This is a genomic window from Klebsiella sp. KP20-425-1 (assembly GCF_025813515.1).
GTDB classification, from domain to species: Bacteria; Pseudomonadota; Gammaproteobacteria; order Enterobacterales; family Enterobacteriaceae; genus Klebsiella; species Klebsiella pneumoniae.
Window position 1 is genome coordinate 96,471 of the sequence record NZ_CP109615.1, and the last position, 25,608, is coordinate 122,078.

The following is a 25,608-nucleotide window of genomic DNA, read 5'->3' on the forward strand; positions in this document are numbered from 1 at the left end:
GCCGTAAAAATCGCACGAACGGTTTTTCCGGCTTCGTTAACTACCATAAGGAGTCAACTCTATGATCGTTTCTATTTTTTCACCTTCCGCAGGCGCTGTAAAGCCCCGTCGTCATTCGCGCATTCTGCGCGCAGATATCACCGCACCGGAGATTGATCCCGCTCTCAGAGCTTTCGGGCGTCATATCGCCAGAAGTCACCGCAAAGGGCGCGGTGTCCACATCCCCGCGATGAAAAATACCGCCCTCGGGCAGGTACTCCGCACGCTGGAACTGAAACGCGCATTTAACTGATGAGGTGAGCCGCCCCGCGAGGGGCGGCAACTGCAGGAAGGAGAAAACACAATGGCACCGACTACCGCACAGATCATGACGGAAAACACCGCAGGCCAGACTTACCGGGCAACTTATTCACCCGATGATAATAAATTGCGACTTTACGCATCATTACGGCTCGATGAAGAAACGTATTCCCTGATCAACAAAGCAGGCTTTCGCTGGGCGCCCAAACAGGAACTTTTTGTGGCGCCAGCCTGGACGCCGGGGCGGGAGGATGTCCTGCTTTCCCTCGCCGGTGATATCGAGGACGAGGACAGCACCCTGTTTGATCGCCAGGAGCAGCGCGCCGGGCGGTTCAGTGACTACAGTGACCGGCGGGCGGTTGAATCGGAGCAGGCGCTTGCGCATGTTGATTCGCTGGCATCGGCTGTCCCGCTGGGACAGCCGATCCTGGTAGGCCACCACAGCGAGCGCCGCGCGCGCCGGCATGCGCAGAAAATTGAGAACGGCATGAAACGTGCGGTGATGCTGTTCGAGCGCGCCGAATACTGGGAACAGCGCGCGCAGGCCTCTCTGCGGCACGCGAAATACAAGGAGCGTCCGGATGTGCGTTACCGCCGTATCAAAAAAATCGAGGCGGAATTACGCAAGTCCCAAAAGCACATTGCCCGGTCTGAAAAGTATATGACGATGTGGCGTGCGCAGACGCTCGATCTGAAAATGGCGTTACTGGTCAGTAATTATGATCATATTCATGCCTGCTTCACGCTCGACAAATACCCCCGCCCGGCAGAGAAAAGCCAGTATGAGGGCTCGATGTCTCTCCATTCTGCCCTGTCTGAGGAGATCATTACTTTTGAACAGGCGCGTGATATTGCGATCCGCTGTCATGAGCGCACGATTAACCACCAACAGCGCTGGGTGAATCATTACCAGAACCGCCTGGCCTACGAACGCGCGATGCTCAATGAAAACGGTGGCGTTGTCACCCGAACACAGGAATTTGAACCAGGCGGGCAGGTACTGAGTCGGGGAGAATGGTTAACCATTCTCCGGGTTAACCGGAGTAAGGGGGAGGTGAGTTCAGTCGAAACGCCCGGTTATCGCTTTCTGGGCTACAGCGGCACGATGAAACTGACGCCCGACCGTATCACGGACTACAAAGCCCCGACAGCGGAGGAAGCCAGCAACGCGAAGAAAGCGGCGAAGCGCCCACCGATCGTCAATTATCCGGGGGAAGGGTTCCGGGAAATGACAAAAGCCGAGTGGGCGAAATTACCCGCTGATTATAAAGGCGTGCGGGGTGCTGCAGAAACCGAAACACACGGCGCCTATCGCTTGCGCCGGTGCATGACGCACGGTTGTACGCTCGTGAATGTGTATATCACAGACATAAAAACCGTTGAAATTCCGAAAAAATAACAGGAAGGCTCCCCGGCATCTTGCCGGGGAGGTCAGGGAGTACATTCATGCATCATGACCTTAAACACCGTATTCAGGCGATGCGGGACAAACTGGAAGGGCGCGCCCCTGTCGCTGAAATTCAGGGTAGCTCGCAACTTTTTGTCACCCCCTCCCCGGAATGTCGCCGGCTGGTTGAGCTGGCTGATGTCCGGGAAACCGATCGCATTCTGGAACCCAGTGCCGGAACGGGCGCCATACTGCAGGCGATCAGGGATGCAGTCCCCCGGGCGAAGTGTGACGCCGTGGAGCTGCACGCCGGGTTAGCCCGTCACCTGCAGGCGCATTTCCCGGAGGTCCGGATCTGGTGCGGAGATTTTCTCGAATATCATCCGGAGCGCCGGTATACCCGAATTATCATGAATCCTCCGTTTAATCGCGGTGATGATATCCGGCATATCCGGCGGGCATTAACTCTGCTTGAGCCTGGCGGGATTCTGACGGGCATATGTCTGGACGGGCCGCGTCAGCAAAAGGCGCTGGAGTCCCTGGCGGACGTCTGGGAGCCATTGCCGCGGGGAACATTCACGTATACCCAGGTAGCGACCGCCATTCTCAGAATAACCGTCTGATGACACGTAAAGCCGGCGGGGCACCTGTCCCCGTCTGGCCGCGCCTCGAAAGACCGCGCGCCTGCGGCGCCGGGAAAACCGGGCCGCGCTGACGCGCCGCCCGCATTTCCTTTCCGCGTCTTCCCTGTTTGCTGCCTGCTGTCTGTCTGCTTCCTCTTCTCCTCCCTGCTGTGATGTCTCTTTTTAACCCTTAAAGGCTTTAAAAGCACACCCATACTGGACACCTTCGGCTCCCGGCCAGCTGCGCTGTCCGGTCGTCGAGCCACACTCCGCTAACCGCGAAAAGACGCGGTAAGCTCCGCCGAACCCGCAAGCGGTTTCGGGCCTGACGGCTAGTGTCTGATGTCTGACGTCAAGGTCAACGGCAGCGCTTGCTGCGACCGTTCCGGCCGCGCCGCTTTCACCGTGCCGGCGAAGGACTGCCGGCACTCTGCGGGGCAACGCCGTTTCGCGCCCGCGCTCTTCGTCGTTGCGGCGGGTGCCTGCTCCTTTCCCCTGGTACCCGTATCACCCGTTTGAGTCCATTCGCCGGGGCTGAGACAAGCACAACCCGTCTTGCTGTCCAGGGGACGGCAGGGCCTTTCGCAATAAATTTTTCCCGGCCATTCCGCTGCCGCTTCATTGGACCGAAAAAAATTTCCCGCTCACCCCCGGACATCTGCACCGGGCCGTGCTCGTTTACGCCCTTGCGGCGAACGGCTCTCAAACGGGTGAAGGTTATATCCAGGGGGCAGGTTCAGCAGGTCCCCGCACAAAGTCAAAACCGCGGCCCCGGCAACTCAACGGGTGATGGTTTTAAAAGGCAAAACAACGGATTAAGGAGATTCATCATGGCAGCACGTGGCGTTAACAAAGTCATTCTGGTTGGACATCTGGGACAGGACCCGGAAGTGCGTTACATGCCCAACGGGGGCGCAGTGGTCAATTTGACGCTGGCCACGTCTGAAACATGGCGTGACAAGCAGACGGGAGAGATGCGCGAAAACACCGAGTGGCACCGTGTTGTCATGTTCGGCAAGCTCGCGGAAGTGGCGGGTGAATACCTGCGTAAAGGCGCACAGGTCTACATCGAGGGCCAGCTGCGCACCCGCAACTGGCAGGACGATGCCGGAGTCACGCGCTACGTCACCGAGGTGCTGGTCGGGCAGAACGGCACCCTGCAGATGCTCGGCGGCCGCCGTGAATCCGGAGTGCCTGAGAGCGCCGCGCAGCCGCAGAATCCTGCCACCCCGGCACAACCTGCTCAGGCCGCAGCTAAATCCCCGAAAGCGAAGGGCGGTAAGAAAGGCCGTCAGGATGCCGCCCCGTCTCAGCAACCGCCTCAGCCACTCCCGGATGATTTCCCACCAATGGATGATGACGCGCCCTTTTAAACCACGATGAAGACGCCCCGTTCAGGCGGGGCAGAAAAGGAGAAACACATGGACCATAACGTTTTGTCCCCGCTTGAATCCCTGCCGGATGGCACGTTTACCCGCGAGCAGGCTCAGATTGTCGCAGCGCAGTATCAGAATGTGGCGATTGAAGATGATCAGGGGACCCATTTTCGCCTTGTCGTCCGTCATCAGGATGACGGCAGCATGATCTGGCGCGTCTGGAATTTTGAACCGGGCGGCGAGGACATGATGAACCGCTACATCCGGGACTACGGAGTACGCAAAACGAAGTAAGCAGTAAGAAGAACGCCGGACAGGTGGGCTGTCCGGCAGACATTCATCAATAGCTAAGAGGTATCAATTATGTCTGCAACAGAGTCTAAGGTAAAAACTGCACCGAAAACCAGCAAAAAAACGCTTAAGTCTGCCGAAGCTGAGGCGCTTAAAGTGGCTCTCGATGCCGCACAGGTCGAGTATGTCCCTGTGACGGCACTGGTGAAGTCTCCCCTGAACGTCAGGACCATTCCCTATCCGGCGGAGAAAGTCTGTTCAATGGCAGATTCCATTGAAGCCATTGGCCTGTTGCAGAATCTGGTCGTGCATAACCTCCCGGATGGTCGCTGTGGTGTGGCTGCCGGTGGTCGTCGCCTGAAAGCGCTGCAGCTCCTGCAGAGTGAAAACCGTATCGATGCCGGATATCAGGTGATGGTGAAAAAGGTACCTGATGAACTGGCTGTTGCGGCATCAATGGCAGAAAACGAACAGCAGATGGCAATGCATCCGTCTGAACAGATCGCCGGGTTCCGCACACTGGCAGAGCAGGGGAAAACCCCCGCGCAGATTGGCGATTTACTGGGGTTCGGTACGCGTCATGTTCAGCGCATGTTGAAACTGACCGAACTGGCTCCCGAAATTCTGGCGGCGCTGGCGAAGGATGAAATCACCACCGAACACTGCCAGGCACTGGCGCTCGAAAGCGATCAGAAACGCCAGGTGGAAGTGCTGGAATCCGCCCGCAAACGGTCCTGGAATAATGAAGTATCAGTTTCCTCGATCCGTAACCTCATTACCTCAGAAGAGGTTTCCACAAACGGCGACAAATTCCGCTTTGTGGGAGAGGCCGCATTCAGTCCGGATGAAATCCGGGTTGATCTCTTCAGCAGCGAAAACGGCGGCTATGTCAAAAGTGCATCGCTCGATACCGCCCTGCTGGAAAAACTGCAGAACATCGCGGAGCACCTCCGCGAAGCGGAAGGCTGGTCATGGTGTGATGGTCGTCTTGACCCGATTTCTCACTACGGGAAGGACACTAAAATCTGGCGTCTGCAGTCTGTTCCACCGATTGAATATTCTGAGACAGAATCAGAACGTCTTGCGGAGCTGGAAGCTCTGGAAGCTAAGTATGAAGGCGAGAACCCCGGCGTGAATGATGACGTCGTGGCCGGGGCTCTGGAAGCCGTCTGGGAAGAACAGCAGACCATCGCGCACCGGGCAAAACACCGGGCATGGACGGATGAAATGAAGCAATCTGCCGGAGTGGTGGTTTCCTGGACTGGCCAGGAGGTGAAAGTACAGCGCGGTGTGGTGCTGTGCGCCGATGAAAAAATGGAGGAGAAGGATGCATCCACCGATCAGGCCCCTGAAAAAGTCGATCCGCTGGACGCCGTCAGTGTCCCGTTGCTGACCCGCCTTTCTTCTGAACGCACACTGGCGGTTCAGGCGGCCCTGTTGCAGCAGCCGCAGAAAGCCGTCGCGCTGATGGTCTGGAAAATGTGTAACTCGGTTTTCCATACCACAACGTCCGTCAAAGAGCCGTTCTGCATTAGCGTGAGTGTGTCGCATTACGCGCTGACCCGTGAAGCACCTGACGGTGAAAACAGCGTTGCGTTTCAGGCCATCCAGTCAGAAAAAGAACGTCTTGAAGCCCTGCTGCCGGAAAACTGGCGAAAGGATATGACCACCTTCTTTACGCTCGATGGCGCAACCCTGATGGCACTGATGGCTTTCTGCACCGCCTGCTCCATAGATGGTGTACAGGGCAAGGATGAATTTGGTCGTAAACACCAGAGTTCGCTGGATGGGGTGGAAAACGCCATTCAGTTTGACCTTCGTGACTGGTGGAAACCGACGGCTGATAACCTTTTCTCGCACATGAAGCTGCCACACATTGTACAGGCACTCTCTCAGGCCGGACTGGCTGGCGCAGCACAGGACGCCGCGAAGATGAAGAAAAAGGATGCCGCTGAACATGCAGAGCACTTCCTCTCAAAAATCCGTTGGGTTCCGGAATGGATGACCAGTGCTGACAATCAGAAACAGCCTGCCGCAAAGTCTGAACTCAGTCTGGCAACAAGTCAGAACGATACCGACGCTGATGCCGGCGACGTCACCGACCATAACAACCCGGCCTGCGCCGCCTGATAACGGAGACGCCGCCCTGCGGGGCGGCGATAAGGAGACTGAAAATGAAAACGTTACTGACTCTGGATGTCCTGAAAACCATGTCTTCTGATGAGCTGGAAGACTACCGCGCCGCCGGTGAAGACTTTCGCCGGGAGCTGAGTCACGCTGTCATGCGCGATCTGACCTCACCGTCCGGCTGGTCCGTGAATGCCGAATACCGGTGCGAATTTGGCGGCTTCTTTCCTGTCCAGATCCGTTTTACCCCCTCTCATGGTCACTTTGATGTGGCGGTATGCAGTCCGGGGGAGCTGAATCTTCGCTGGATAGTGGTCTTTGTGACCCGTGACGGTCAGCCGTTCTCTGTCGTTCGCGTGATGGATGCATTCAACCCTGAACTCATCACCCATACTCTGGATCTCATCGAGTGTCTTGACGCCGGTGGCTACTCGTATGCCAGCATCATCAGCACGCTGTCACAGGAGGGCGCACAATGATCCCGTCATCCAGTGCTCTTGTATCCCTGAAACCAGCCCGTCAGGCAGCGCTGCAGGCCATCATGACGGTGGAAGAGGCTCGCCAGCGCGGCGCACGTCTGCCATCGATGCCACACGTCCGGACATTCCTGCGCCTGCTGACAGGCTGTAGCCGGATTAACAGTGACGTTGCCCGCCGTATTCCTGGCCTTCACCGTGATCCAAAAGACCGCCTTTCCAGCCTGAAACAGGTGGAAGAGGCGCTGGATATGCTTATCTCCAGCCACGGGGAATACTGTCCGCTGCCGCTGACAATGGATGTGCAGGCTGAACTTTTTCCGGAAGTCCTTCATACCCGAACAGTACGCAGGCTAAAACGTCAGGACTTTGCCTTCACCCGAAAAATGCGCCGTGAAGCCCGTCAGGTCGAGCAGTCCTGGTTACTGCGTCAGAACCTGCTGGGACAGGCTGTCACAGAACTGAATTTTCAGTCACCGGAAACCGTCTGCACCTGGTACACCCGGTGGAGCGACGAGTTTGACGCGGCAGAGCTTGCAGCACCGTTCTGGCGCTGGCAGTCGCGATTCACATCGCTGAAGGAACTGGACTGGCTTCGCATCAGCGGTGAGCCGCTGTATGCAGTGATGTACGAAATTCCGTTAATTGTCCGGGAAACACCTGAACATATTCGTGTTGCTGAACGCTGGCAGGTGCCAAATAAGCTGGCTGATCGGAGTGGTGTATGAAGTGGCGCTATTCTCTGCGCTGGAAACTGCCGCACAGGCCCTGCCCGGGTCCACGGGAACTGATTTCCGTTGTCGTGGAGGCAGGGCAGGCGGCACCTGAAGAGGTGATGTCACGCTGGGTGGCTGGCTCAGGTTACGCTGTATGCGTGGATTTTCTCGGCCAGAAACAGATCCAACGCTGGAGCGATGAACGGAAAGCTGCGGTGAGAAGGCGCAACATGCAGGCTCGTATTCATCGTGTTGCCCCTTTGTTTGCCGACGAGTTAATCGAGCGTGAACTGGCTGCGCGTCCGGAGTATTTCAATGGCAAGTCCGCCCGATGAATAAGTACAATGCTGTCTGACAACTCAGATGGCCAAATACAAGGAAAGCAGAACTATGAGGTACTGGTTGCTCGTTATCTTAATGAACGTGCTGTTCTGGTTGATCGTGAAGCATGTTGCTCCGGAATGGTATGGTTCCCCTGGTTATTATGCAGGCCAAATCATCTGCACACTAATAGCTGCGGTCATCACATGGCGTGATCCGCCTGACTGGTTAGATGGAATCCTGCTCGGCGTTATAGAATTCGGCGTTCTGATTGCCGGGATTATATTCTTTGTCTGGGGCATCGGGTACAAGCTGGCATTCTGGGGGCAACATGATCCTAATACCATATATGCAAGTGCAAACGATGTGATTTTACCTAATCTTGCGCTGGGCACGGGCGTCTTGATTGCGGCATGGGTATACATTAGATATTTAAAGCGCTAAGCAGCATAAAGCGTGGATATACCTGGTAAGAAATAGCACCGTCCCGGTATAATCGACGTGGCGCTTGAGGCTTTTTGCCTCATGACGTGAAGGTGGTTTGTTACCGTGTTGTGTGGCAAAAAGCAGAAAGCCCCGTAGTTAATTTTCATTAACCCCATGCACTGCGCCCATTTAGTTGGACTCTCAAATTGGAGAGTCCCATGTCAAGACGTAAGTACACCTTTGAACAGCGCCTCGAAGTGGTTATGCACTATTTAGCTACTGATGAAGGCTATCGCTTAACATCAGCTCGCTTTAACGTTCCCAGAACCCAGGTAAGATTATGGGTTGCAGCCTATGATGTTTATGGAGAAGAAGGTCTGAAGCCCAGAGATAAGGGCGTTTCAATCGATCCCGAAATCAGAGTAGAAGCCGTGAAGGCTGTGCTGACGGGGCAGATTTCCCAGACGCAGGCAGCTGCGAAATTTAACGTTGCTGGTGCGGCATCTGTTGGGAAGTGGATGAAGGTGTTCAGCGAACATGGAGAGCAAGGGCTTCGTTCTCTTCGTGTGGGCAAAAAAAGGGCACTTCATATGATTGATGATCCTGTTGCGCTTGAAGTGGCATTGGAACGTTCGAAAGATAAACATATTCAGGAGCTGGAAAGAAAAGTTCGGTCCCTTGAATTACGGGTACTTTATCTAAAAAAGCTGAAAGCCTTAGTTCGGTAAGAGACAGAGTCAGGATTATCGACGAACTGAGGCAACACTACCCGTTCGACCAGCTTTTGCAGATTGCTCAGATACCAAGAAGCACCTTTTACTATCACCTGAAAGCGCTTAAATCTTCGGATAAATATGAAGAGATTAAAAGCAGAATCATAGAGATATATAACGAGAACTGTGGTCGTTATGGCTATCGCAGAGTCACGCTGGCACTCCGGCAGGAGGCAGGCCGCATTAACCATAAAGTTGTTCAGCGGCTGATGAACCTGCTTTCCCTGAAAGCGGCTATTAAAGTCAAGCGATACAGCTCGTGGCGAGGTGCGCTGGGGGAAACTGCTGATAATGTTCTAAAGCGGAATTTCAAGGCAACCCGACCCAATGAAAAATGGGTCACTGACGTCACCGAATTTGCCGTCAATGGGCGAAAGCTCTACCTCTCCCCGATTATCGATCTCTTTAATAACGAAGTGATTTCCTACAGTATCTCAGAGCGTCCAGCAATGGCTATGATTGATGAGATGCTGGACAAGGCGTTTGCAAAACTGGACAAGAAGAGCACGCCTATTCTCCATTCTGACCAAGGCTGGCAGTACCGGCACCGCTGGTATCAGTATCAGCTTAAAGCGAGTGGTGTAGTTCAAAGTATGTCACGAAGGGGAAATTACCTCGACAACGCCTGTGCAGAATGCTTTTTTGGCACACTGAAGTCTGAATGCTTTTATCTCAATAAATTCAACAATATTGAGGAACTAAAGACAGCTCTTTCGGATTATATTCACTATTATAATAATCAACGAATTAGCATAAAATTAAAAGGTCTGAGCCCGGTTGAATACCGCCTGAAGGTCTGTTCCCACCCTGTCAGGACTTAACGAACCTACCTTGGTAGGGGGATCCTTAAGCTGTTGCATGCTTTCACTCATGCCAATCGACCTTAAGCTACCTGTTAAACATAGAACTCGTTTACTCTGCCCATGCATAATTGCTACACTCTCATGTATATGCAGGTCAATTTCAGGCACATAAAACAGGATCACTTACGTGGCTAGCGCAGAGCAACTTAAGGCACTTATCAAATCGCACATTAGTCGCGATGATGGTCACTTTTATTCAGTGGCTATGCAGGTTGCTGCGCATGAGGCGAAACAGGGCCATGGACGATTAGCTGAGGAGCTTTTAACTCTTCTCGACAAGGCAAAAGCAAAACTGGCTAATGATAAAAGTGGGAAGCTGGTACCCCTGTCCAATGCGGCCAAAAACCGTACAGATCTTGGTAATTTATTGATTGTTAGCCAGCCAGAATACCGATTGGCCGATGTTGTTCTGGATCATTCTGCCCATTCTCAGCTGCAGCGGCTCATACGTGAACAGCGTATGATGTCTCGAATCAAAGAGCATGGCCTTTCCCCAAGACGAAAAGTTTTGTTAGTCGGTCCTCCTGGAACGGGAAAAACTTTAACAGCATCAGCATTAGCTGGTGAACTTGGTATTCCTTTGTTTCAGGTTCGTTTTGATGCTCTGATTACAAAGTTTATGGGGGAGACAGCTTCCAAGCTACGGCAGGTGTTTGATGCTATTGCTGATATTCGTGGTGTTTATTTTTTCGATGAGTTTGATGCTATCGGCTCCCAACGCAGCCTCACAAATGATGTAGGTGAGATTCGCCGCGTACTCAATAGCTTTTTGCAGATGATCGAGCAAGACAACTCAAGTAGTATAATTATTGCTGCTACTAATCATCCGGAAATTTTAGATTATGCGTTGTTCAGACGTTTTGATGATGTTATTGAGTACCATTTGCCAACGTTAGAACAGGCACTCGACTTAATAAAATCTCGACTAGGAGCATTTGCGCCCAAGCCTTTCCGTAAAAATGGATTAGAAAAACAGGTTGCTGGTTTAAGCTATGCTGAAATTTGTCGAGCTGTCGATGAATCAATTAAAGATGCCCTCATGAGCGATCGCATGCAGGTCGATCTTGTCATATTAAAGCAGGCTTTAGAAGAGCGTCGTTTGATCAGTAGTAAGTTATCACTTAACGAAAAAAACAAGTTAAAACATGACGGAACAAACCAACGATAAAAGGCTTCATCTCTCTTTACCAAAAAATTCTACAGCACAGCCCTATACAGCACATTCTCTTGGTGGGGGTGGCTCTACCTTACTACCTGAGCGGGATCGACAAGCACATGGAGTAGCCCTAAGAACTCAACTGCAGCAGGTTAAGGAAATGTCGGCCCAAATTCGTGAAGGGCAAGAAAACCTTGAGCTAATTAGCGGTCTCGGAATGCAAATTGAGTTTATTGGGCAACCTGATGTTGAATTAGCATTTGAAAGCTTGGGTAATGAGAGGGGGCGGAACAAAGCTCAGCACATAGAAGTTTTAAGTATACATAAGGAGGGCGATATAACCTCTGCAAATGTATTTGTGCCTGATGGAAAGCTAGTGCATTTCGAAAATTACATTCAGGATTATTTGACTGAGAAACGCCGCGCAGACGGGGTTTCCGCTGACCATAAATCGTTAATAAATACATTATCAGCAATACGTCTTGCAGAAATTAAATCTCTTTGGACAGACGATTTGAGTTTATTGCCATCTGACCCGGATGAGGCATTTTGGTGGGAAGTATGGCTACCAGTGAGGGGTAATAGAAATGCCGTTGTTACTGATTTTCATCGAATAAGCCATGCGACTGGATGCCAGGTCAGCGAACACAAAGTCGATTTTCCTGAGCGAACCATAACCTGGATGTATGGTTCTCAGAGCCAATTTTCTCAAGCTAGGTTGGTTTTAAACTGTGTAGCAGAATTGCGGCGTGCAAAAGATACAGCTGAGTTTTTCGAAGGACTACCAGCATTGGAACAACAGCTTTGGGTGGATGATGCACTGCGACGTCTCCAGGTTCCTTCACCCGAAGACAATGTACCTTATATCTGTTTGTTGGATTCAGGCATTAATCGCGGGCACGCTATGCTTGCACCTGTTTTGCACCAGCAGGACATGCATACAGTCAATGACGCGTGGGGAGTCAATGACACCGCAAACCATGGTACGGGGTTGGCTGGAGTTGCAATCTATGGCGATATGATTGACGCTTTGTCTTCTACTGATGCAATAGAAGTAGGACACCGACTCGAGTCAGTTAAGCTTACTCCAAATTATGGGGCCAACGTTGGTGACGCAAAACAGCATGCATATCTGTTCAGCTCAGCCGTTACACGTCCTGAAATTCTCAATGGTCAGCGCAAACGTATTTTTAGTTCAGCAGTAACAGCAACTGCTTATCGTGACTTTGGTCGCCCTTCAGCTTGGTCATCAATGGTCGATTCACTGGCAGTAGATGCGCTAGCAGAAACCCCTTTTCCCCGGTTGTTTGTTCTTTCCGCTGGGAACATAGTTGATCGCGACCATTGGGGAAACTATCCCGCCAGTCTTTCAGTTAATCAAATCCATGATCCGGGCCAGTCATGGAACGCATTAACTGTAGGTGCATTTACTGACAAGGTTGAGTTAAATGAGCCTGAATTTATTCCGGTTGCTGATCAAGGAGCATTAAGTCCTTTCACCACTACCTCAATGGGATGGGAACCTGTCTGGCCGTTTAAGCCAGATGTAGTTTTTGAGGGGGGGAATGCAGCTGCTAACACAGAATTTGTCGATAACTTTGCGAGTTTAGAATTACTAACAACAAGTGCTTCATCCCACCGCCAATTTTGGACAACTAATGCAACTAGTGCAGCTTCTGCGCTGTGTGCCAGAATGGCTGCAAGGTTAATGGCACAATATCCTGAGTATCGCCCAGAAACGATCCGTGCTCTGATCACACACTCTGCGCAATGGACACCTGCTATGTTGCGTATGTATCCTGCTCGCAATAAAAGTGGCTTCGCACAGCTTATACGCCATTGCGGCTGGGGCTCACCAGATGTTGAACGTGCGCTCTGGAGTGTGAAAAATAGTCTGACACTGGTAGCTGAAGACAGCTTGTACCCCTATCGTAAGACTCGCGACGGTATTAAAACTCGTGACTTGAATTTACATGCGCTACCTTGGCCACTGGAACAGCTCCAGGAGTTACAGGATACGCAGGTAGAGCTCAGGGTTACATTGTCTTATTTCATCGAACCTAACCCTTCAGCACGGGGGAGTTCATCAAGATATCATTACCCATCCCACCGTCTACGCTTTGCGATGAAAAGACAAACAGAATCTTTAGACGAATTTAAAACTCGCATCAATGCAGCAGCTGAGTCTGAAGAGAGTGAGCATGGGACTACCGGTAACGATGATAACTGGTCATTAGGTGCTACTCAACGACATAAAGGGTCGTTGCATCAGGATATATGGCGGGGGGCAGCAGCAGAGCTTGCTAGTTGTGGTTATTTGGCTGTTTATCCTGCACAAGGTTGGTGGAGAACCAGAGGCGCTTTGCAACGATTTGATTCTGAAGCTAAATACAGTCTGGTTGTATCGATTCATGCACCCGAAGCAGACGTAGACCTTTATGCCGCAGTGGAAACCTTGGTCGAAAATATGGTTGAAAATCCTGTTGAAATAATGGGTTAGATGACTATAAAAGTAATGCGATCCGACAGAGGACATAACGAGCAAATCGATATGTCCTTGGCTACAATGATAGGCATAGATCATATTTCTAGCCTTTTCAGTGATTCCCAAAGGTTTTGCGAGCAAGCCCTACAACAGCATTGAAAATGAGTGAACAGTAGTGTAGGTAGTGAATAATATGGATAATTCGACTACTTAAACGTTAATTCATCCACACCTAAAAACAAAAAAGAGCTCGCATTTCTGCGAACTCTTATCGTCAAGCCTCGTTTATTCTGTCCAACTTTTTGGGGTCAGTACACCACGAGGCCACCTGTATGCCTAGACAACATCAGGATAGCCTCTTAGATGCCGCAAGGCAAGGAGAAGAAGGCCATGAAACTGCCGCGAAACACTCTGCTCGGGTGCGTATTAATAGTGTGCCTCACACTGCTGATATTCACTTACCTCACCCGGAAATCACTTTGTGAAATCCGGTACAGGGACACGAACAGGGAGGTGGCGGCTTTTCTGGCTTACGAATCCGCTAAGTAGCTAACCCCGGCGGGGGGAAGCCCCCGCCATTCAGGGGAGATGATGTCTGACAAGCCTGAAGCGCCTTTATGAAGGGGTTACCGTTCACCGGTAGCCCCTTTTTCCTGTAAGCAGGAAAAAAAGCCCGCGCGACAGGCGGGCAAAAAGCTTTCATCTACCTACAACACGGATTCAATGAATCGCAAGTCACATTAACATCCTTCATTCTTCGTAACACCCTGTCATCAGTCTGAAAAAAAGAGCGATTGATTGTGAACTTTTGGGTTCTGGTGATAAGTTCGTTCGTAAGCGTCGTCTCAGCACCGTCTGGCAGATCCTGAAATTCCTGAGAGGATAATGGACACCAAATATGGTGGACGCTATCCATGAAATCATTAACCGCAGTGCGTAAAAAAAGCCCTAATTATCCCGTTGAGTTCAAAATCAAAATGGTTGAACTCTCGCATCGACCAGAGATCTCCGTAGCGCAACTCGCTCGTGAGCATGGGATCAACGATAATTTGCTGTTTAAGTGGCGCCAGTACTGGCGCGAAGGAAAACTACGTCCTCCTTCAACAACAGAAAACAACGTGCCTGAGCTGCTCCCGATAACACTTGATGCCGAAGATGTTGTCCCTGCAACCTCCCCCCGGTCAGAACCTGTAGCTGCTGCGGCACCTGAATCACTCAATATCAGCTGTGAAGTGACGTTCCGGCACGGATCACTCCGTCTGAATGGCGCCATCAGCGAAAATATCCTGAACCTGCTGATACGGGAGCTCAAACGTTGATCCCATTACCATCAGGGACAAAGATCTGGCTGGTCGCTGGCATCACCGATATGAGAAACGGCTTCAACGGCCTGGCGGCAAAGGTGCAGACGACGCTGAAAGACGATCCGATGTCAGGTCACGTTTTTATCTTCCGTGGGCGTAATGGCAGTCAGGTAAAGCTCCTCTGGTCTACCGGCGATGGACTGTGTCTGCTGACCAAACGGCTGGAGCGCGGCCGCTTCGCCTGGCCGTCAGCCCGGGATGGCAAAGTGTTCCTCACACCGGCACAGCTGGCGATGCTCCTTGAAGGTATCGACTGGCGGCAGCCTAAAAGACTGCTTACGTCACTGACTATGTTGTAGGCCTCTTTATCCTGGTCGACGCTGAATGAGCCTGGTAATATACCCGGTATGAACAGCTTACTTCCTGACGATATCGATGAACTGAAACGTCTCCTTGCCGAACAGGAGGCGCTGAACCGTGCCCTTCTGGAAAAGCTGAACGAGCGTGAACGCGAAATAGATCACCTGCAGGCGCAACTGGATAAGCTGCGCCGGATGAACTTCGGCAGCCGCTCCGAAAAAGTCTCCCGCCGTATCGCGAAGATGGAAGCCGACCTTAAGCAGTTGCAGAAAGAAAGCGATACCCTTACCGGCCGGGTGGATGACCCGGCCGTGCAGCGCCCGCTGCGGCAGACCCGTACCCGCAAACCGTTCCCTGAATCACTTCCCCGTGACGAAAAACGGCTGCTGCCGGCAGCGTCATGCTGCCCGGAATGTGGTGGTGCGCTGAGTTACCTGGGTGAAGATGCCGCCGAACAGCTGGAGCTGATGCGCAGCGCCTTCCGGGTTATCCGGACAGTACGTGAAAAGCATGCCTGTACTCAGTGCGATGCCATCGTGCAGGCCCCCGCGCCTTCACGGCCCATCGAGCGGGGTATCGCAGGACCGGGGCTGCTGGCCCGCGTGCTGAGTTCAAAGTATGCAGAGCACACCCCGCTGTACCGCCAGTCTGAAATATACGGCCGCCAGGGTGTGGAGCTGAGCCGCTCACTGCTGTCGGGCTGGGTGGATGCGTGTTGCCGGCTACTGTCACCGCTGGAAGGGGCGCTTCAGGACTATGTGCTGACTGACGGTAAGCTCCATGCTGATGACACGCCTGTCCCGGTGCTGTTGCCAGGTAATAAGAAAACGAAGACCGGGCGGTTGTGGACGTACGTTCGTGACGACCGTAACGCCGGGTCAGAGCTGGCGCCGGCAGTGTGGTTCGCTTACAGCCCGGACAGAAAAGGTATCCACCCGCAGAGCCATCTCGCTGGCTTCAGCGGTGTTCTGCAGGCGGATGCGTACGCCGGGTTCAACGAACTGTACCGCAATGGACAGATAACGGAAGCTGCCTGCTGGGCTCATGCCCGCCGCAAGATCCACGATGTGCACGTTCGCACCCCGTCAGCGCTGACGGAGGAAGCCCTGAAACGGATCGGTGAGTTATATGCCATCGAGGCGGAAATAAGGGGGATGCCGGCGAAGCGACGCCTTGCAGAACGTCAGCAAAAAGCTAAACCGCGGCTGAAATCCCTGGAAAGCTGGCTGCGTGAAAAGGTGAAAACGCTGTCGCGACACTCAGAACTGGCGAAAGCGTTCACGTACGTACTGAACCAGTGGCCGGCGCTGGCTTACTATACTGACGACGGCTGGGCCGAGGCAGATAACAACATAGCTGAGAATGCGCTACGGATGGTCAGCCTGGGCCGCAAAAACTACCTGTTCTTCGGTTCGGATCATGGAGGAGAGCGGGGAGCGCTGCTGTACAGCCTGATCGGGACATGCAAACTGAACGGAGTGGAGCCAGAAAGCTACCTTCGCCATGTGCTTGATGTTATAGCTGACTGGCCGATAAACCGGGTCAGCGAACTGCTCCCCTGGCGCGTAGCATTGCCAAATGAATAACACATCCCCGTCAATACGGTTCTCGCTGCACGCTTACGTTCGTTCTGTAGCGTAGCCCTCTTTACGGAGGGGTGGAAACAGCAACGGCAGAGTTAAAAGTCCACGAGTCAGTGAGGCTGTCCAAAGGCTCCCCGGGGAAACCCGGCGCTACATCAGGTTGCATAGCACTTAACCCGCCCGCCTGCCGGGCGGGTTTTCCTTCCGGAAAAGTGCTGCTATAACTTATTCGTGCAATGCGCGGTATCCGCTTTCCTGGTAAATCAGTCGCCCGGTCTGCCAGGTGATACTGCAGTTCATGCCTTATATGATCCAGTGATGTTCGCCTGCTTTTTAAGCAGGCTTTTTTTGTTGATTATGTATGACATCTGTCATACAGTTGATTGCGTAATGAACAGAAATTGTTCCACTTAACTCAGTGAGGCGAAGCGCAGTCGCGGGTGAGCCAAAGGAGAGCCAGCATGAACTTCACGATAAAATCCCGTAAAACCGGCGAAATTTTCAGTTTTTACGCACCCGACAGTGGTGGCTATGTTCACCTGGAGTCTCAGGGACACTCTGGTAACTCAGGTGCTCAGATTTGCCGTGGGGGAGGGTTTATGGGCAGTACGCTGTACTGTGACGCTTCTGAGGACGATCTTGCCAGTGTTGCCCGTAAATGGTACCGACAGTTCGTGAGGGAGCGGCGCAAATTCTTAATTATGTCGGGCCAGTATTCTGAGGATAACCAGTGAAAAAAGAGATCTCCCGCAACCCCTCTTTCACACCTTCGCCTAATCTGCGAGCACATCTGAACTCCCACAGGGAAGGGGTGACTGAACGGCTGAATAATATCTTTGATCGTTATGCGCATCTGGTTCGTGCCTGTGCCCTTCCTCTCGATAAAGACGAAACACAGGTTCTGCTTAATGTGCTGAATGGCTCCGTTGTCGAACCCGCCTTTATTGAATATCTGGCTCAGGAAATTCGGGACTCGGATGATTATCTGGAAGGGATACCCGCAGCTAAATCACTGTACGAAAAGTGTCAGTCAGCGACCTATCCGCAATTGCTGGCCACCGTCGAACGCCTGGAACGATAAGAAAGGCATAACACCACTGGACCCCTTCGGCTCCTGACCAGCAAAGCTGGCCAGTCGTCGAGCCACACTCCGCTAACCGCGAAAAGACGCGGTAAGCTCCGCCGAACCCGCAAGCGGTTTCGGGCCTGACGGCTAGTGTCTGATGTCTGAAGTCAAGGTCAACGGCAGCGCTTGCTGCGACCGTTCCGGCCGCGCCGCTTTCACCGTGCCGGCGAAGGACTGCCGGCACTCTGCGGGGCAACGCCGTTTCGCGCCCGCGCTCTTCGTCGTTGCGGCGGGTGCCTGCTCCTTTCCCCTGGTACCCGTATCACCCGTTTGAGTCCATTCGCCGGGGCTGAGACAAGCACAACCCGTCTTGCTGTCCAGGGGACGGCAGGGCCTTTCGCAATAAATTTTTCCCGGCCATTCCGCTGCCGCTTCATTGGACCGAAAAAAATTTCCCGCTCACCCCCGGACATCTGCACCGGGCCGTGCTCGTTTACGCCCTTGCGGCGAACGGCTCTCAAACGGGTGAAGGTTATATCCAGGGGGCAGGTTCAGCAGGTCCCCGCACAAAGTCAAAACCGCGGCCCCGGCAACTCAACGGGTGATGGTTTTAACAGACAGAAAACCAGAAAGAGGAGAAAACTGGATGAGCACACAAAACGTCAACGTAAAACCCTCCACCAAAGAAAGCACAACCCTCCGGACTGACGGTTTTGTGCGCAACATTCATTCCCGAAACCCGTTCGATGTTATCCGCGCCGATGTAGTGCTGGAACGTATCGAGAAAAAGGCTGGTCGGTGCTGCGGGATGCATTACGAGCTGTATCAGGCCCATCTGCTGGGTGGTGCGCTGGATTATCTGGATGCGCTTCCGTTGAAAGACCGTCCGGTGTTAATGGGCGCTGCGGCAAAGCGCGGCTATCTGCTGACGCTAGCCGAAGAGGAACGCGCGCTGGAAGCACGGGATGTACTGATGAGTGAACTGGCGGCAAACGACTGCTGAGAAATAAACACGGATGGCGGCATATCGCTGCCATCCCTTAAAGACCAGAGGTAACGCAAAATGAAAGTATACGGCCATCAACACTCATCAGAGGTTTTCTCCCGGGAAACTTCCCCATCCTGTTTTGAACCAAAAGCGGAAAAGGTGATCGCTTTTCATGGAAAGGATGCCAGTTACGCCTATAACGTGCTGGCCGATCTGAAAGCCGCAGGTGCTTCATATACGCGCCGGAATATCATCGCCGATATGTTCCGCCGTCTGGGTGTGGAATGAGGTCTGGGCAATGGAACACGTGAAAAGACAAATCCAGCAGGGGGCAGGGAACGCCTATTATGCGGGGATGCAGTGGCGCGGTATTACACTCGGACACGCCGATGCTGCAGCGCTTAATCAGTTTGATATCGATATCAGCAAAGCTCAGGCACCCGAAGCACGCACCTGGTTGCTTCAGAACAAAGCGGAATTCATAGCTCTTATGCTGGGTATTGAGATTGTAAAGATCGGGTAGTGAGAAGTCAGCTAACTTAGCTCTTGAGCTAAGTTAGCTTTTAAGCTAACGTATACACATACGGACTAGAGATTACATTCATGTTCACAGTCATCTTTCATGATGAGGCTGAAAAAGAGTTTACGGCTCTGCCTGCTGCCATTCGTGCAAAAATGGCCAGGCTACTCATGAAGCTGGAAGCAAACCCTCGCCAGCTACGCGAGCCAGATACCAAGCCGCTTGGAAACGGCCTTTTCGAAATACGTACAATGGGGGCAGATATCGCCCGCGGAATCTGGGTATATCAGAGTGGTGAACGTATTTTTCTACTTCGGATCTTTATCAAAAAATCGCCAAAAACGCCCCCGGCAGAAATAGATCAGGCACTTCGCAGACTGGAGGAAATGCAGAATGAAATATAAAACCCTTAGCCAGGTTCATACCGAAGCAATGAACGATCATGAGTACAGCGCGGCATTCGAGGCAGAAGAAGCCTCGGAGCTACTTCGGGAAACCTTAGCAACATGGAGAAAAGAAGCGGGTTTGACGTCGGCACAGGTTGCAGAACGTATGGGCATCAAAGCGCCTACTATCTCACGTATGGAGAAGAACGCTTCGCGAATGAGTATTCAGACGCTGGTTCGGTACGCCAGAGCCTGCGGTGTTAACTTTAAAATTCAGCAGGTTTGAATGATTAGCGATGCCAATAAAGCGGTGAATGACCTGGCGAGTATTGTCCCTCTGCTGGGTGGCAGTTCGTCCCGCAAAGATTACGAAGAGGCACGTAAACTCGTTGAATATCTTCTGGAACATGATCCGGACAGCCCGCTGGTTGATATGCTGACTGCCCGCATCGATGCCTGGGAAGATAACGCGGTGGAATTTGAAGAATTTAATACGCGCATCGAAGCTGGTAAAAACGGTGTATCGTTGCTGCGGGTTCTTATGCAGCAACGCGGTTTTTCACAGTCCGATTTTGAAAACGAGATAGGCAACAAATCACTCGTCAGCCGGATCCTCAGTGGTGAACGCAGTCTGACCCTCGATCACATGCGGGCGCTGGCAAATCGATTTCAAATCCCGGTCTCGATGTTTGTTGACTGATTCGGGAACAGAGCAGGCGAAGGGGGCATCGGTCCCCGTCTGGCCGCGCCTCGAAAGACCGCGCGCCTGCGGCGCCGGGAAAACCGGGCCGCGCTGACGCGCCGCCCGCATTTCCTTTCCGCGTCTTCCCTGTTTGCTGCCTGCTGTCTGTCTGCTTCCTCTTCTCCTCCCTGCTGTGATGTCTCTTTTTAACCCTTAAAGGCTTTAAAAGCACACCCATACTGGACACCTTCGGCTCCCGGCCAGCTGCGCTGTCCGGTCGTCGAGCCACACTCCGCTAACCGCGAAAAGACGCGGTAAGCTCCGCCGAACCCGCAAGCGGTTTCGGGCCTGACGGCTAGTGTCTGATGTCTGACGTCAAGGTCAACGGCAGCGCTTGCTGCGACCGTTCCGGCCGCGCCGCTTTCACCGTGCCGGCGAAGGACTGCCGGCACTCTGCGGGGCAACGCCGTTTCGCGCCCGCGCTCTTCGTCGTTGCGGCGGGTGCCTGCTCCTTTCCCCTGGTACCCGTATCACCCGTTTGAGTCCATTCGCCGGGGCTGAGACAAGCACAACCCGTCTTGCTGTCCAGGGGACGGCAGGGCCTTTCGCAATAAATTTTTCCCGGCCATTCCGCTGCCGCTTCATTGGACCGAAAAAAATTTCCCGCTCACCCCCGGACATCTGCACCGGGCCGTGCTCGTTTACGCCCTTGCGGCGAACGGCTCTCAAACGGGTGAAGGTTATATCCAGGGGGCAGGTTCAGCAGGTCCCCGCACAAAGTCAAAACCGCGGCCCCGGCAACTCAACGGGTGATGGTTAAAAAATTAAACAGGTGAAGGAGAATAATATGCGTTTAGCATCCCGATTTGGACTTACTCATTCCATTCGTCAGGAACGCCCACTGACTAACGATGAATTAGTCAAGGTTGTACCTTCTGTGTTTTCAGAAGAAAAGCATAATTCACGTAGTGATCGCTATACCTATATTCCAACCATTACACTGCTGGATAAATTACGTGAAGAAGGTTTCCAGCCATTTTTTGCCTGTCAGTCACGAGTAAGGGATGAGGATAAACGGGGGCATACTAAGCATATGGTAAGACTTCGCCGTGAAGGGGCCAATAAAGGAACAGAAGTACCCGAAATCATTCTTCTTAACTCGCATGATGGATCGTCCAGTTATCAAATGATCCCGGGTATGTTCCGTTTTGTATGCACAAATGGCCTTGTGTGCGGTACGTCGTTTGGTGAGATTCGTGTACCTCATAAAGGTGATATTGTGGGAAGGGTTATCGAAGGTGCTTACGAAGTTCTGGGAATTTTCGATAAAATAACTGAAGGCGTTGATGTCATGAAGTCTATTGCCTTAACCAAGGAAGAACAGCGTCTGTTTGGACAAGCTGCATTAACCTACCGATATGAAGATGAAAATAAATCTCCGGTCAGTATTGAACAGATAATTCATCCGCGCCGTTATGAAGATAAAAAAGATGACATCTGGACTACATATCAAAGGGTCCAGGAAAATCTGATTAAAGGCGGTTTGCCTGGCCGAACTGAAAAAGGGAAAAGAACAACAACCCGGCCAGTAAAAGCAATCGATGGTGATGTTAAACTCAATAAGGCATTGTGGTTAATTGCGGAGAAATTCCGCACTCTTAAAGGCTAATTATAAGCGCCGGGCAGCTGTCCGGCGTTTTGATGGTGGGAATACTTATGTTTGAATTTAAAGCTGTCTGTATCAGTATTTCACATATGGAAGAAGGTGATATCAGAGTTCTTCAGGTGCTTTCATCAAGAACCAATTATCTAACTTGCGATAGTTACTTAGAGTGGATACATGATACACCTTATGGTTGTGTTATAAGGATGTATGATTTCAAACGCCATCTTCTGGCGCTAAAAAGAGGTGGGGTGTCAAAATTTTTACGCAAAAATCTCATACTAATGCACCGGGAGGGCGGGTATCTGCTTTTTCATTTTGATAGTGATGCCGATTATTATCCAGGTATAGATGCCGTAGATTTTTAAGAAATTCAAGCCTTCTTATATCAGAAGGTTTTTTAGTTCATGGCGATTTTCTGATCTTTAGAAGAAGTTCGTTTGCTTGCTTTGATAGCCGTGTAGTAGTAATGGATCTTCTTCGCATACTCGTAACGTCTTGCTGCCTGGCGCGGGGTCTTTTTGAAGCCTGCATTGTATGCCCCGACTGCATCCCACGAAACGCCCCACTTTTTAAACGCCTGAGCCAAATAATAGGCTCCGGTGTAGATGTTAAGACAAGCATCGCTAAGAAGATGATCCGGTTTTATTCCATATCGCGACAGTTCGTTGAAATGCTGCGAGTCAATTTGCATCAAGCCTGATCCATAACCCGTAACAGGATTACGCCCAATCGCATCAATTTTAAATCGTGATTCTTGCCATGATATAGCACGCAGGAGATCCGGATCAATTTTGTAATCCCTGCCAGCCATATCAAAGCAGTCTGCTGCCATTGATGACAATGGTATTAAAGACAGGATGATACCAAACGCTACTCCCTTCATGAATTCCCCTCCGTGCCAAATCCCGGAATAACCTTAACCCATCCAAGACCGAGACTCAACATATATGCACTCCTCACCACAAAATCACCACACACTACGCAAAATTAAAATTTTGCAGATTTGCATTTAAGAACAGTGGTTTAGTGTGAGTTAAATTAATTTATTTAATATAAGATTATACGATAGCGAATCGTCAATGAATTACCGACGATTCATTAACGAATCGCTAATGAATCGCTTACGATTCATAATATTAAATTCAGGTGGTTAAGGTGAATTGACTCTAGATTCAATTCGTGATGTGATTCGCCTGGTGAATTGCAAAAAAACAGTATGAATCTAGATTCGATTCACGATTCGAATCGTGGACGATTCATGCGTAATGGCTGGAGTTTATAAAATATGAAATCTGGATTTTTATAAGGAGTATGACGTGGCTAAAGTTCAGGCTTATGTCAGTGATGAGGTTGCTGATAAAATTAATGCGATTGTTGAGAAAAGACGTGTTGAAGGGGCAAAAGATAAGGACATCAGCTTTTCAAGCATATCAACAATGTTGCTGGAACTAGGCTTGCGTGTTTATGAAGCTCAGATGGAACGCAAAGAATCTGGTTTCAATCAGATGGCCTTCAACAAGGCCTTACTGGAAAGTGTGATTAAAACGCAATTTACAGTTAATAAAGTTCTCGGCATTGAATGCCTGAGTCCTCATGTCAGTGGAAATCCGAGATGGGAGTGGCCGGGACTTATTGAAAATATCCGGGATGATGTTCAGGAGGTTATGCTCCGATTTTTCCCTGACGAGGAGAGCGAAGACGAAGAGTAGAATAAGACTTTTCGTAGAAAGGTGATTGATTGTATAAATAGAGTGCTTTTTTATTCAAGGATGAATAATTGTTCTATTCATTGATGATTATTCAGAATAAAGATCTATGCTTATTTGGTGACTTTATTGAAAGTGAGTTTTATAATTCAGGTGTAGTTTAAAAATTGAGAAACATTAGCGTCAGAGGATGCACCCTCTGACGCTAACTATCCATAGAACCTTCTAAGGAGGCAACCTATGTGTGCGAAGGATCGTAGTCAAAACTCAGTATGCAGTCAAACGGAATTGGTGAATTCTTTATTCCATCTGGCTGATGTTTCGTCTTGTCCATGTCTCATTCGGGATTCATCGGGTATCATCGTCCATAGCAATCTATTGTTAACTTCAAAAATTTTAGAAGATATTAATATAAGTAAGGTTTTTTCTCTATTCTCACACTCTGATTTAAGATCTCTTAACGAGGAAGATGTCCGTGTAATTACATATGGAGGGGGGAAAATCGTTGATGGTGTTACGATCGGTAAATATAATTGTAGCATTTTAATTGAAGGTTTTTTTGTATGTGACAGGGTTTATACGAAGTGGACTTTTGTTAACATTAAAACTCTGGATTTTGATTTTTCCGATAAGTTGGTTTCCTTTAAAAATTCTTTTCTCGATCTTATATCTTCTTTGGCTAAGGAGAACGTTAATAAATGGTATGTGCTACATTTACACTCCTTCGGCTTTACTCATGGTCAGATCTCAAATCTTATTGGTATTAGTGAGAAAACATCGAGAAATTATTCCTTGGAAATACGAAGGGTATTAAAGGTTAGTAACCAGGATGAATTAATTTTACTTCAAATCTCATCATCACTTTACCATATACTCATTTCTAATATATCAAAGCCTCTTGCCCGAAAAGGGTTTTCTATAATCAAAGGACATTTCCGGTAAATGAATGTAAGTGGGATTTACTCAAAATCCCACCTTTATTTGTTTACTTTTGTTCTTGTCAATGTAAACTTTATTAAAGTTTATTAACTGTTTTTTTGGAGGACGATTGGAAAGAGCGGTTAGGAGTAACGCACGATCTGCGCCAGGAAAAAATGTGCTTCTGAAGCTGGATGAAGAGACTAATCGTCGGCTAATCAAAGCTAAAGACAGAAGCAGAAGAAGTAAAACGTCTGAGGCATATTTGCGATTGAAAGATCACCTTGAACGTTTCCCGGATTTTTATAATTCAGAAATCACTGAGCCAGGAGGTAAAAAGACATAATAAATTATGTAGTTTAAAGTTTTCTAGCTGTTTTAAATAATCATTCTTTTTAAAGGAAATAAATATGAATGCTGTATTAAGTGTTCAGGGAAATGCTTTCTCTGAAGAAACCAAACCGTCTTTTATGTCACGCGTTTTCAATAAAAAGACAGCGCTGAAAGTGACCAAGGCTGCGCTGCCGTTGGCTGTTCTGGCATCGTTCTTCCCGGACGTTGCTATGGCCACCACCACCGCAACAGACCTGATGAAATCCGGTGATACCACCGTGAAAGGCACCTTCGGCAAGTCTTCCAGCGTGGTCAAATGGGTTGTTCTGGCTGAAGTTATCGCGGGCGGCATCATGTATATGATGACCAAAAACGTGAAGTTCCTGTTTGGCTTCGCCATCATTTCGACCTTTATTACCGTCGGTATGTCGGTCGCAGGTTACTAACAGGATAAAGGTGATGACGGGAGACGAATTAAAGAAATACCGTTTCCCGGAAACACTGACAAACCAGAGCCGCTGGTTTGGCTTATATCTTGATGAACTTATCCCGGCCGTGATTTGTCTCGGCTGGGGTTTCTGGACCAGTAAGTTCTTATTTGGTATGGCCGCAGCGGCACTGGTTTTCTGGGGTATCAAGAAACTGAAAAAAGGGCGGGGCAGTTCCTGGCTACGCGACCTGATTTACTGGTATCTGCCAACCTCCCTTCTTAAAGGCTTCTTTCATGATGTTCCGGACTCCTGTTTCCGGCAGTGGATTAAATAATCGGGGAATTA

Annotated in this window: 34 protein-coding genes; 33 read left to right on the forward strand and 1 reads right to left on the reverse strand. The window is 50.6% G+C overall.

Features of this window, described 5'->3' with window-relative positions; genetic code table 11:
* Window positions 1-61: 61 nt before the first annotated feature.
* The 28 genes from OHJ17_RS26015 to OHJ17_RS26150 all read left to right on the forward strand — a co-directional run bounded on the left by OHJ17_RS26015 (window position 62) and on the right by OHJ17_RS26150 (window position 22,240).
* Window positions 62-292 carry a CCDC81 family HU domain 1-containing protein gene (locus OHJ17_RS26015; RefSeq protein WP_001568051.1) on the forward strand — a complete coding sequence of 77 codons (231 nt, stop codon included), beginning with the start codon at window positions 62-64 and terminating at the stop codon, window positions 290-292.
* Between the two features lie 51 nt (window positions 293-343).
* On the forward strand, window positions 344-1,699 hold the full coding sequence (locus OHJ17_RS26020) for a DUF3560 domain-containing protein (RefSeq protein WP_053390261.1): 1,356 nt from the start codon (window positions 344-346) through the stop codon (window positions 1,697-1,699).
* Window positions 1,700-1,746: 47 nt separating this feature from the next.
* Window positions 1,747-2,310: a methyltransferase gene (locus tag OHJ17_RS26025; protein ID WP_004152756.1), complete on the forward strand. Its 564-nt coding sequence runs from the start codon at window positions 1,747-1,749 to the stop codon at window positions 2,308-2,310.
* Between the two features lie 830 nt (window positions 2,311-3,140).
* Window positions 3,141-3,683: a single-stranded DNA-binding protein gene (locus tag OHJ17_RS26030; RefSeq protein WP_014343512.1), complete on the forward strand. Its 543-nt coding sequence runs from the start codon at window positions 3,141-3,143 to the stop codon at window positions 3,681-3,683.
* Between the two features lie 48 nt (window positions 3,684-3,731).
* Window positions 3,732-3,980, forward strand: a complete 249-nt coding sequence (locus OHJ17_RS26035) for a DUF905 domain-containing protein (RefSeq protein WP_009310026.1) — start codon at window positions 3,732-3,734, stop codon at window positions 3,978-3,980.
* A 69-nt stretch (window positions 3,981-4,049) separates the two neighbouring features.
* The gene (locus OHJ17_RS26040) at window positions 4,050-6,107 is read left to right on the forward strand and encodes a ParB/RepB/Spo0J family partition protein (protein ID WP_009310025.1); all 2,058 of its coding nucleotides are present in this window, start codon (window positions 4,050-4,052) and stop codon (window positions 6,105-6,107) included.
* Window positions 6,108-6,151: 44 nt separating this feature from the next.
* Entirely contained in the window at window positions 6,152-6,583 is a 432-nt protein-coding gene (psiB, locus tag OHJ17_RS26045) for a conjugation system SOS inhibitor PsiB (RefSeq protein WP_020804497.1), read from the forward strand.
* Window positions 6,580-7,308, forward strand: a complete 729-nt coding sequence (locus tag OHJ17_RS26050; RefSeq protein ID WP_001568058.1) for a plasmid SOS inhibition protein A — start codon at window positions 6,580-6,582, stop codon at window positions 7,306-7,308. Before psiB ends, OHJ17_RS26050 begins: the two co-directional genes overlap by 4 nt.
* Window positions 7,305-7,631 (forward strand): hypothetical protein, encoded by a 327-nt coding sequence (locus tag OHJ17_RS26055; protein WP_001568059.1) that lies wholly within the window; start codon window positions 7,305-7,307, stop codon window positions 7,629-7,631. Before OHJ17_RS26050 ends, OHJ17_RS26055 begins: the two co-directional genes overlap by 4 nt.
* A 55-nt stretch (window positions 7,632-7,686) precedes the next feature.
* Window positions 7,687-8,061, forward strand: a complete 375-nt coding sequence (locus OHJ17_RS26060) for a hypothetical protein (protein ID WP_023280872.1) — start codon at window positions 7,687-7,689, stop codon at window positions 8,059-8,061.
* A 200-nt stretch (window positions 8,062-8,261) separates the two neighbouring features.
* Window positions 8,262-9,637 (forward strand): IS3 family transposase gene (locus tag OHJ17_RS26065; RefSeq protein WP_369821822.1). Its coding sequence is split into 2 segments (ribosomal slippage): window positions 8,262-8,742 and window positions 8,742-9,637, totalling 1,377 coding nucleotides; the frame shifts between segments, so codons are not numbered across the junction.
* A 169-nt stretch (window positions 9,638-9,806) separates the two neighbouring features.
* Window positions 9,807-10,847 carry an AAA family ATPase gene (locus OHJ17_RS26070; protein WP_009310020.1) on the forward strand — a complete coding sequence of 347 codons (1,041 nt, stop codon included), beginning with the start codon at window positions 9,807-9,809 and terminating at the stop codon, window positions 10,845-10,847.
* Window positions 10,825-13,335, forward strand: coding sequence for a S8 family peptidase (locus OHJ17_RS26075; protein ID WP_071826167.1), 2,511 nt, complete (start codon window positions 10,825-10,827; stop codon window positions 13,333-13,335). Before OHJ17_RS26070 ends, OHJ17_RS26075 begins: the two co-directional genes overlap by 23 nt.
* 317 nt (window positions 13,336-13,652) lie before the next feature.
* Window positions 13,653-13,805, forward strand: a complete 153-nt coding sequence (locus tag OHJ17_RS26080) for a DUF5431 family protein (RefSeq protein WP_004150508.1) — start codon at window positions 13,653-13,655, stop codon at window positions 13,803-13,805.
* Window positions 13,750-13,869, forward strand: coding sequence for a type I toxin-antitoxin system Hok family toxin (locus tag OHJ17_RS26085; RefSeq protein ID WP_159376494.1), 120 nt, complete (start codon window positions 13,750-13,752; stop codon window positions 13,867-13,869). The genes OHJ17_RS26080 and OHJ17_RS26085 overlap by 56 nt, the downstream gene beginning before the upstream one ends.
* Window positions 13,870-14,234: 365 nt before the next feature.
* Window positions 14,235-14,639 carry an IS66-like element accessory protein TnpA gene (gene tnpA, locus OHJ17_RS26090; protein WP_053390087.1) on the forward strand — a complete coding sequence of 135 codons (405 nt, stop codon included), beginning with the start codon at window positions 14,235-14,237 and terminating at the stop codon, window positions 14,637-14,639.
* Window positions 14,636-14,983: an IS66 family insertion sequence element accessory protein TnpB gene (tnpB, locus tag OHJ17_RS26095; protein ID WP_000612626.1), complete on the forward strand. Its 348-nt coding sequence runs from the start codon at window positions 14,636-14,638 to the stop codon at window positions 14,981-14,983. Before tnpA ends, tnpB begins: the two co-directional genes overlap by 4 nt.
* Before the next feature lie 48 nt (window positions 14,984-15,031).
* Entirely contained in the window at window positions 15,032-16,570 is a 1,539-nt protein-coding gene (locus tag OHJ17_RS26100; protein ID WP_048213845.1) for an IS66-like element ISKpn24 family transposase, read from the forward strand.
* Window positions 16,571-17,028: 458 nt separating this feature from the next.
* A complete protein-coding gene (locus OHJ17_RS26105) occupies window positions 17,029-17,301 on the forward strand; it encodes a hypothetical protein (RefSeq protein WP_023287105.1) in 273 nt (90 codons plus the stop codon).
* Window positions 17,298-17,648, forward strand: a complete 351-nt coding sequence (locus OHJ17_RS26110; RefSeq protein WP_023287104.1) for a hypothetical protein — start codon at window positions 17,298-17,300, stop codon at window positions 17,646-17,648. Before OHJ17_RS26105 ends, OHJ17_RS26110 begins: the two co-directional genes overlap by 4 nt.
* A gap of 631 nt (window positions 17,649-18,279) precedes the next feature.
* On the forward strand, window positions 18,280-18,636 hold the full coding sequence (locus OHJ17_RS26115) for a hypothetical protein (protein ID WP_019706019.1): 357 nt from the start codon (window positions 18,280-18,282) through the stop codon (window positions 18,634-18,636).
* 60 nt (window positions 18,637-18,696) lie between these two features.
* A complete protein-coding gene (locus OHJ17_RS26120; protein WP_019706020.1) occupies window positions 18,697-18,909 on the forward strand; it encodes a hypothetical protein in 213 nt (70 codons plus the stop codon).
* Between the two features lie 10 nt (window positions 18,910-18,919).
* The gene (locus tag OHJ17_RS26125; protein WP_014343499.1) at window positions 18,920-19,144 is read left to right on the forward strand and encodes a hypothetical protein; all 225 of its coding nucleotides are present in this window, start codon (window positions 18,920-18,922) and stop codon (window positions 19,142-19,144) included.
* Window positions 19,145-19,224: 80 nt separating this feature from the next.
* Window positions 19,225-19,545 carry a type II toxin-antitoxin system RelE/ParE family toxin gene (locus OHJ17_RS26130; RefSeq protein WP_004152720.1) on the forward strand — a complete coding sequence of 107 codons (321 nt, stop codon included), beginning with the start codon at window positions 19,225-19,227 and terminating at the stop codon, window positions 19,543-19,545.
* Complete coding sequence (locus OHJ17_RS26135) at window positions 19,535-19,813, forward strand: helix-turn-helix domain-containing protein (RefSeq protein ID WP_004152721.1); 279 nt, start codon at window positions 19,535-19,537, stop codon at window positions 19,811-19,813. The genes OHJ17_RS26130 and OHJ17_RS26135 overlap by 11 nt, the downstream gene beginning before the upstream one ends.
* On the forward strand, window positions 19,814-20,227 hold the full coding sequence (locus OHJ17_RS26140; protein WP_023287139.1) for a helix-turn-helix domain-containing protein: 414 nt from the start codon (window positions 19,814-19,816) through the stop codon (window positions 20,225-20,227).
* 829 nt (window positions 20,228-21,056) lie between these two features.
* Entirely contained in the window at window positions 21,057-21,878 is an 822-nt protein-coding gene (locus tag OHJ17_RS26145) for a DUF932 domain-containing protein (protein ID WP_004152492.1), read from the forward strand.
* Window positions 21,879-21,910: 32 nt separating this feature from the next.
* Window positions 21,911-22,240: a DUF5983 family protein gene (locus OHJ17_RS26150; protein WP_053390269.1), complete on the forward strand. Its 330-nt coding sequence runs from the start codon at window positions 21,911-21,913 to the stop codon at window positions 22,238-22,240.
* A 32-nt stretch (window positions 22,241-22,272) separates the two neighbouring features.
* Here OHJ17_RS26150 and OHJ17_RS26155 read toward each other — a convergent pair whose 3' ends face one another.
* A complete protein-coding gene (locus OHJ17_RS26155; protein WP_001568108.1) occupies window positions 22,273-22,758 on the reverse strand; it encodes a transglycosylase SLT domain-containing protein in 486 nt (161 codons plus the stop codon).
* A gap of 433 nt (window positions 22,759-23,191) precedes the next feature.
* Here OHJ17_RS26155 and traM point away from each other — a divergent pair, with 433 nt between their 5' ends.
* The 5 genes from traM to traL all read left to right on the forward strand — a co-directional run bounded on the left by traM (window position 23,192) and on the right by traL (window position 25,597).
* Window positions 23,192-23,584, forward strand: coding sequence for a conjugal transfer relaxosome DNA-binding protein TraM (traM, locus tag OHJ17_RS26160; protein WP_053390193.1), 393 nt, complete (start codon window positions 23,192-23,194; stop codon window positions 23,582-23,584).
* A gap of 237 nt (window positions 23,585-23,821) precedes the next feature.
* Complete coding sequence (locus OHJ17_RS26165; protein WP_094898581.1) at window positions 23,822-24,523, forward strand: hypothetical protein; 702 nt, start codon at window positions 23,822-23,824, stop codon at window positions 24,521-24,523.
* Window positions 24,524-24,683: 160 nt separating this feature from the next.
* Window positions 24,684-24,845: a TraY domain-containing protein gene (locus OHJ17_RS26170; RefSeq protein WP_172686697.1), complete on the forward strand. Its 162-nt coding sequence runs from the start codon at window positions 24,684-24,686 to the stop codon at window positions 24,843-24,845.
* A 64-nt stretch (window positions 24,846-24,909) separates the two neighbouring features.
* The gene (gene traA, locus OHJ17_RS26175) at window positions 24,910-25,278 is read left to right on the forward strand and encodes a type IV conjugative transfer system pilin TraA (protein ID WP_064386081.1); all 369 of its coding nucleotides are present in this window, start codon (window positions 24,910-24,912) and stop codon (window positions 25,276-25,278) included.
* A gap of 13 nt (window positions 25,279-25,291) precedes the next feature.
* Window positions 25,292-25,597: a type IV conjugative transfer system protein TraL gene (traL, locus tag OHJ17_RS26180; RefSeq protein ID WP_064343526.1), complete on the forward strand. Its 306-nt coding sequence runs from the start codon at window positions 25,292-25,294 to the stop codon at window positions 25,595-25,597.
* Window positions 25,598-25,608: the final 11 nt, after the last annotated feature.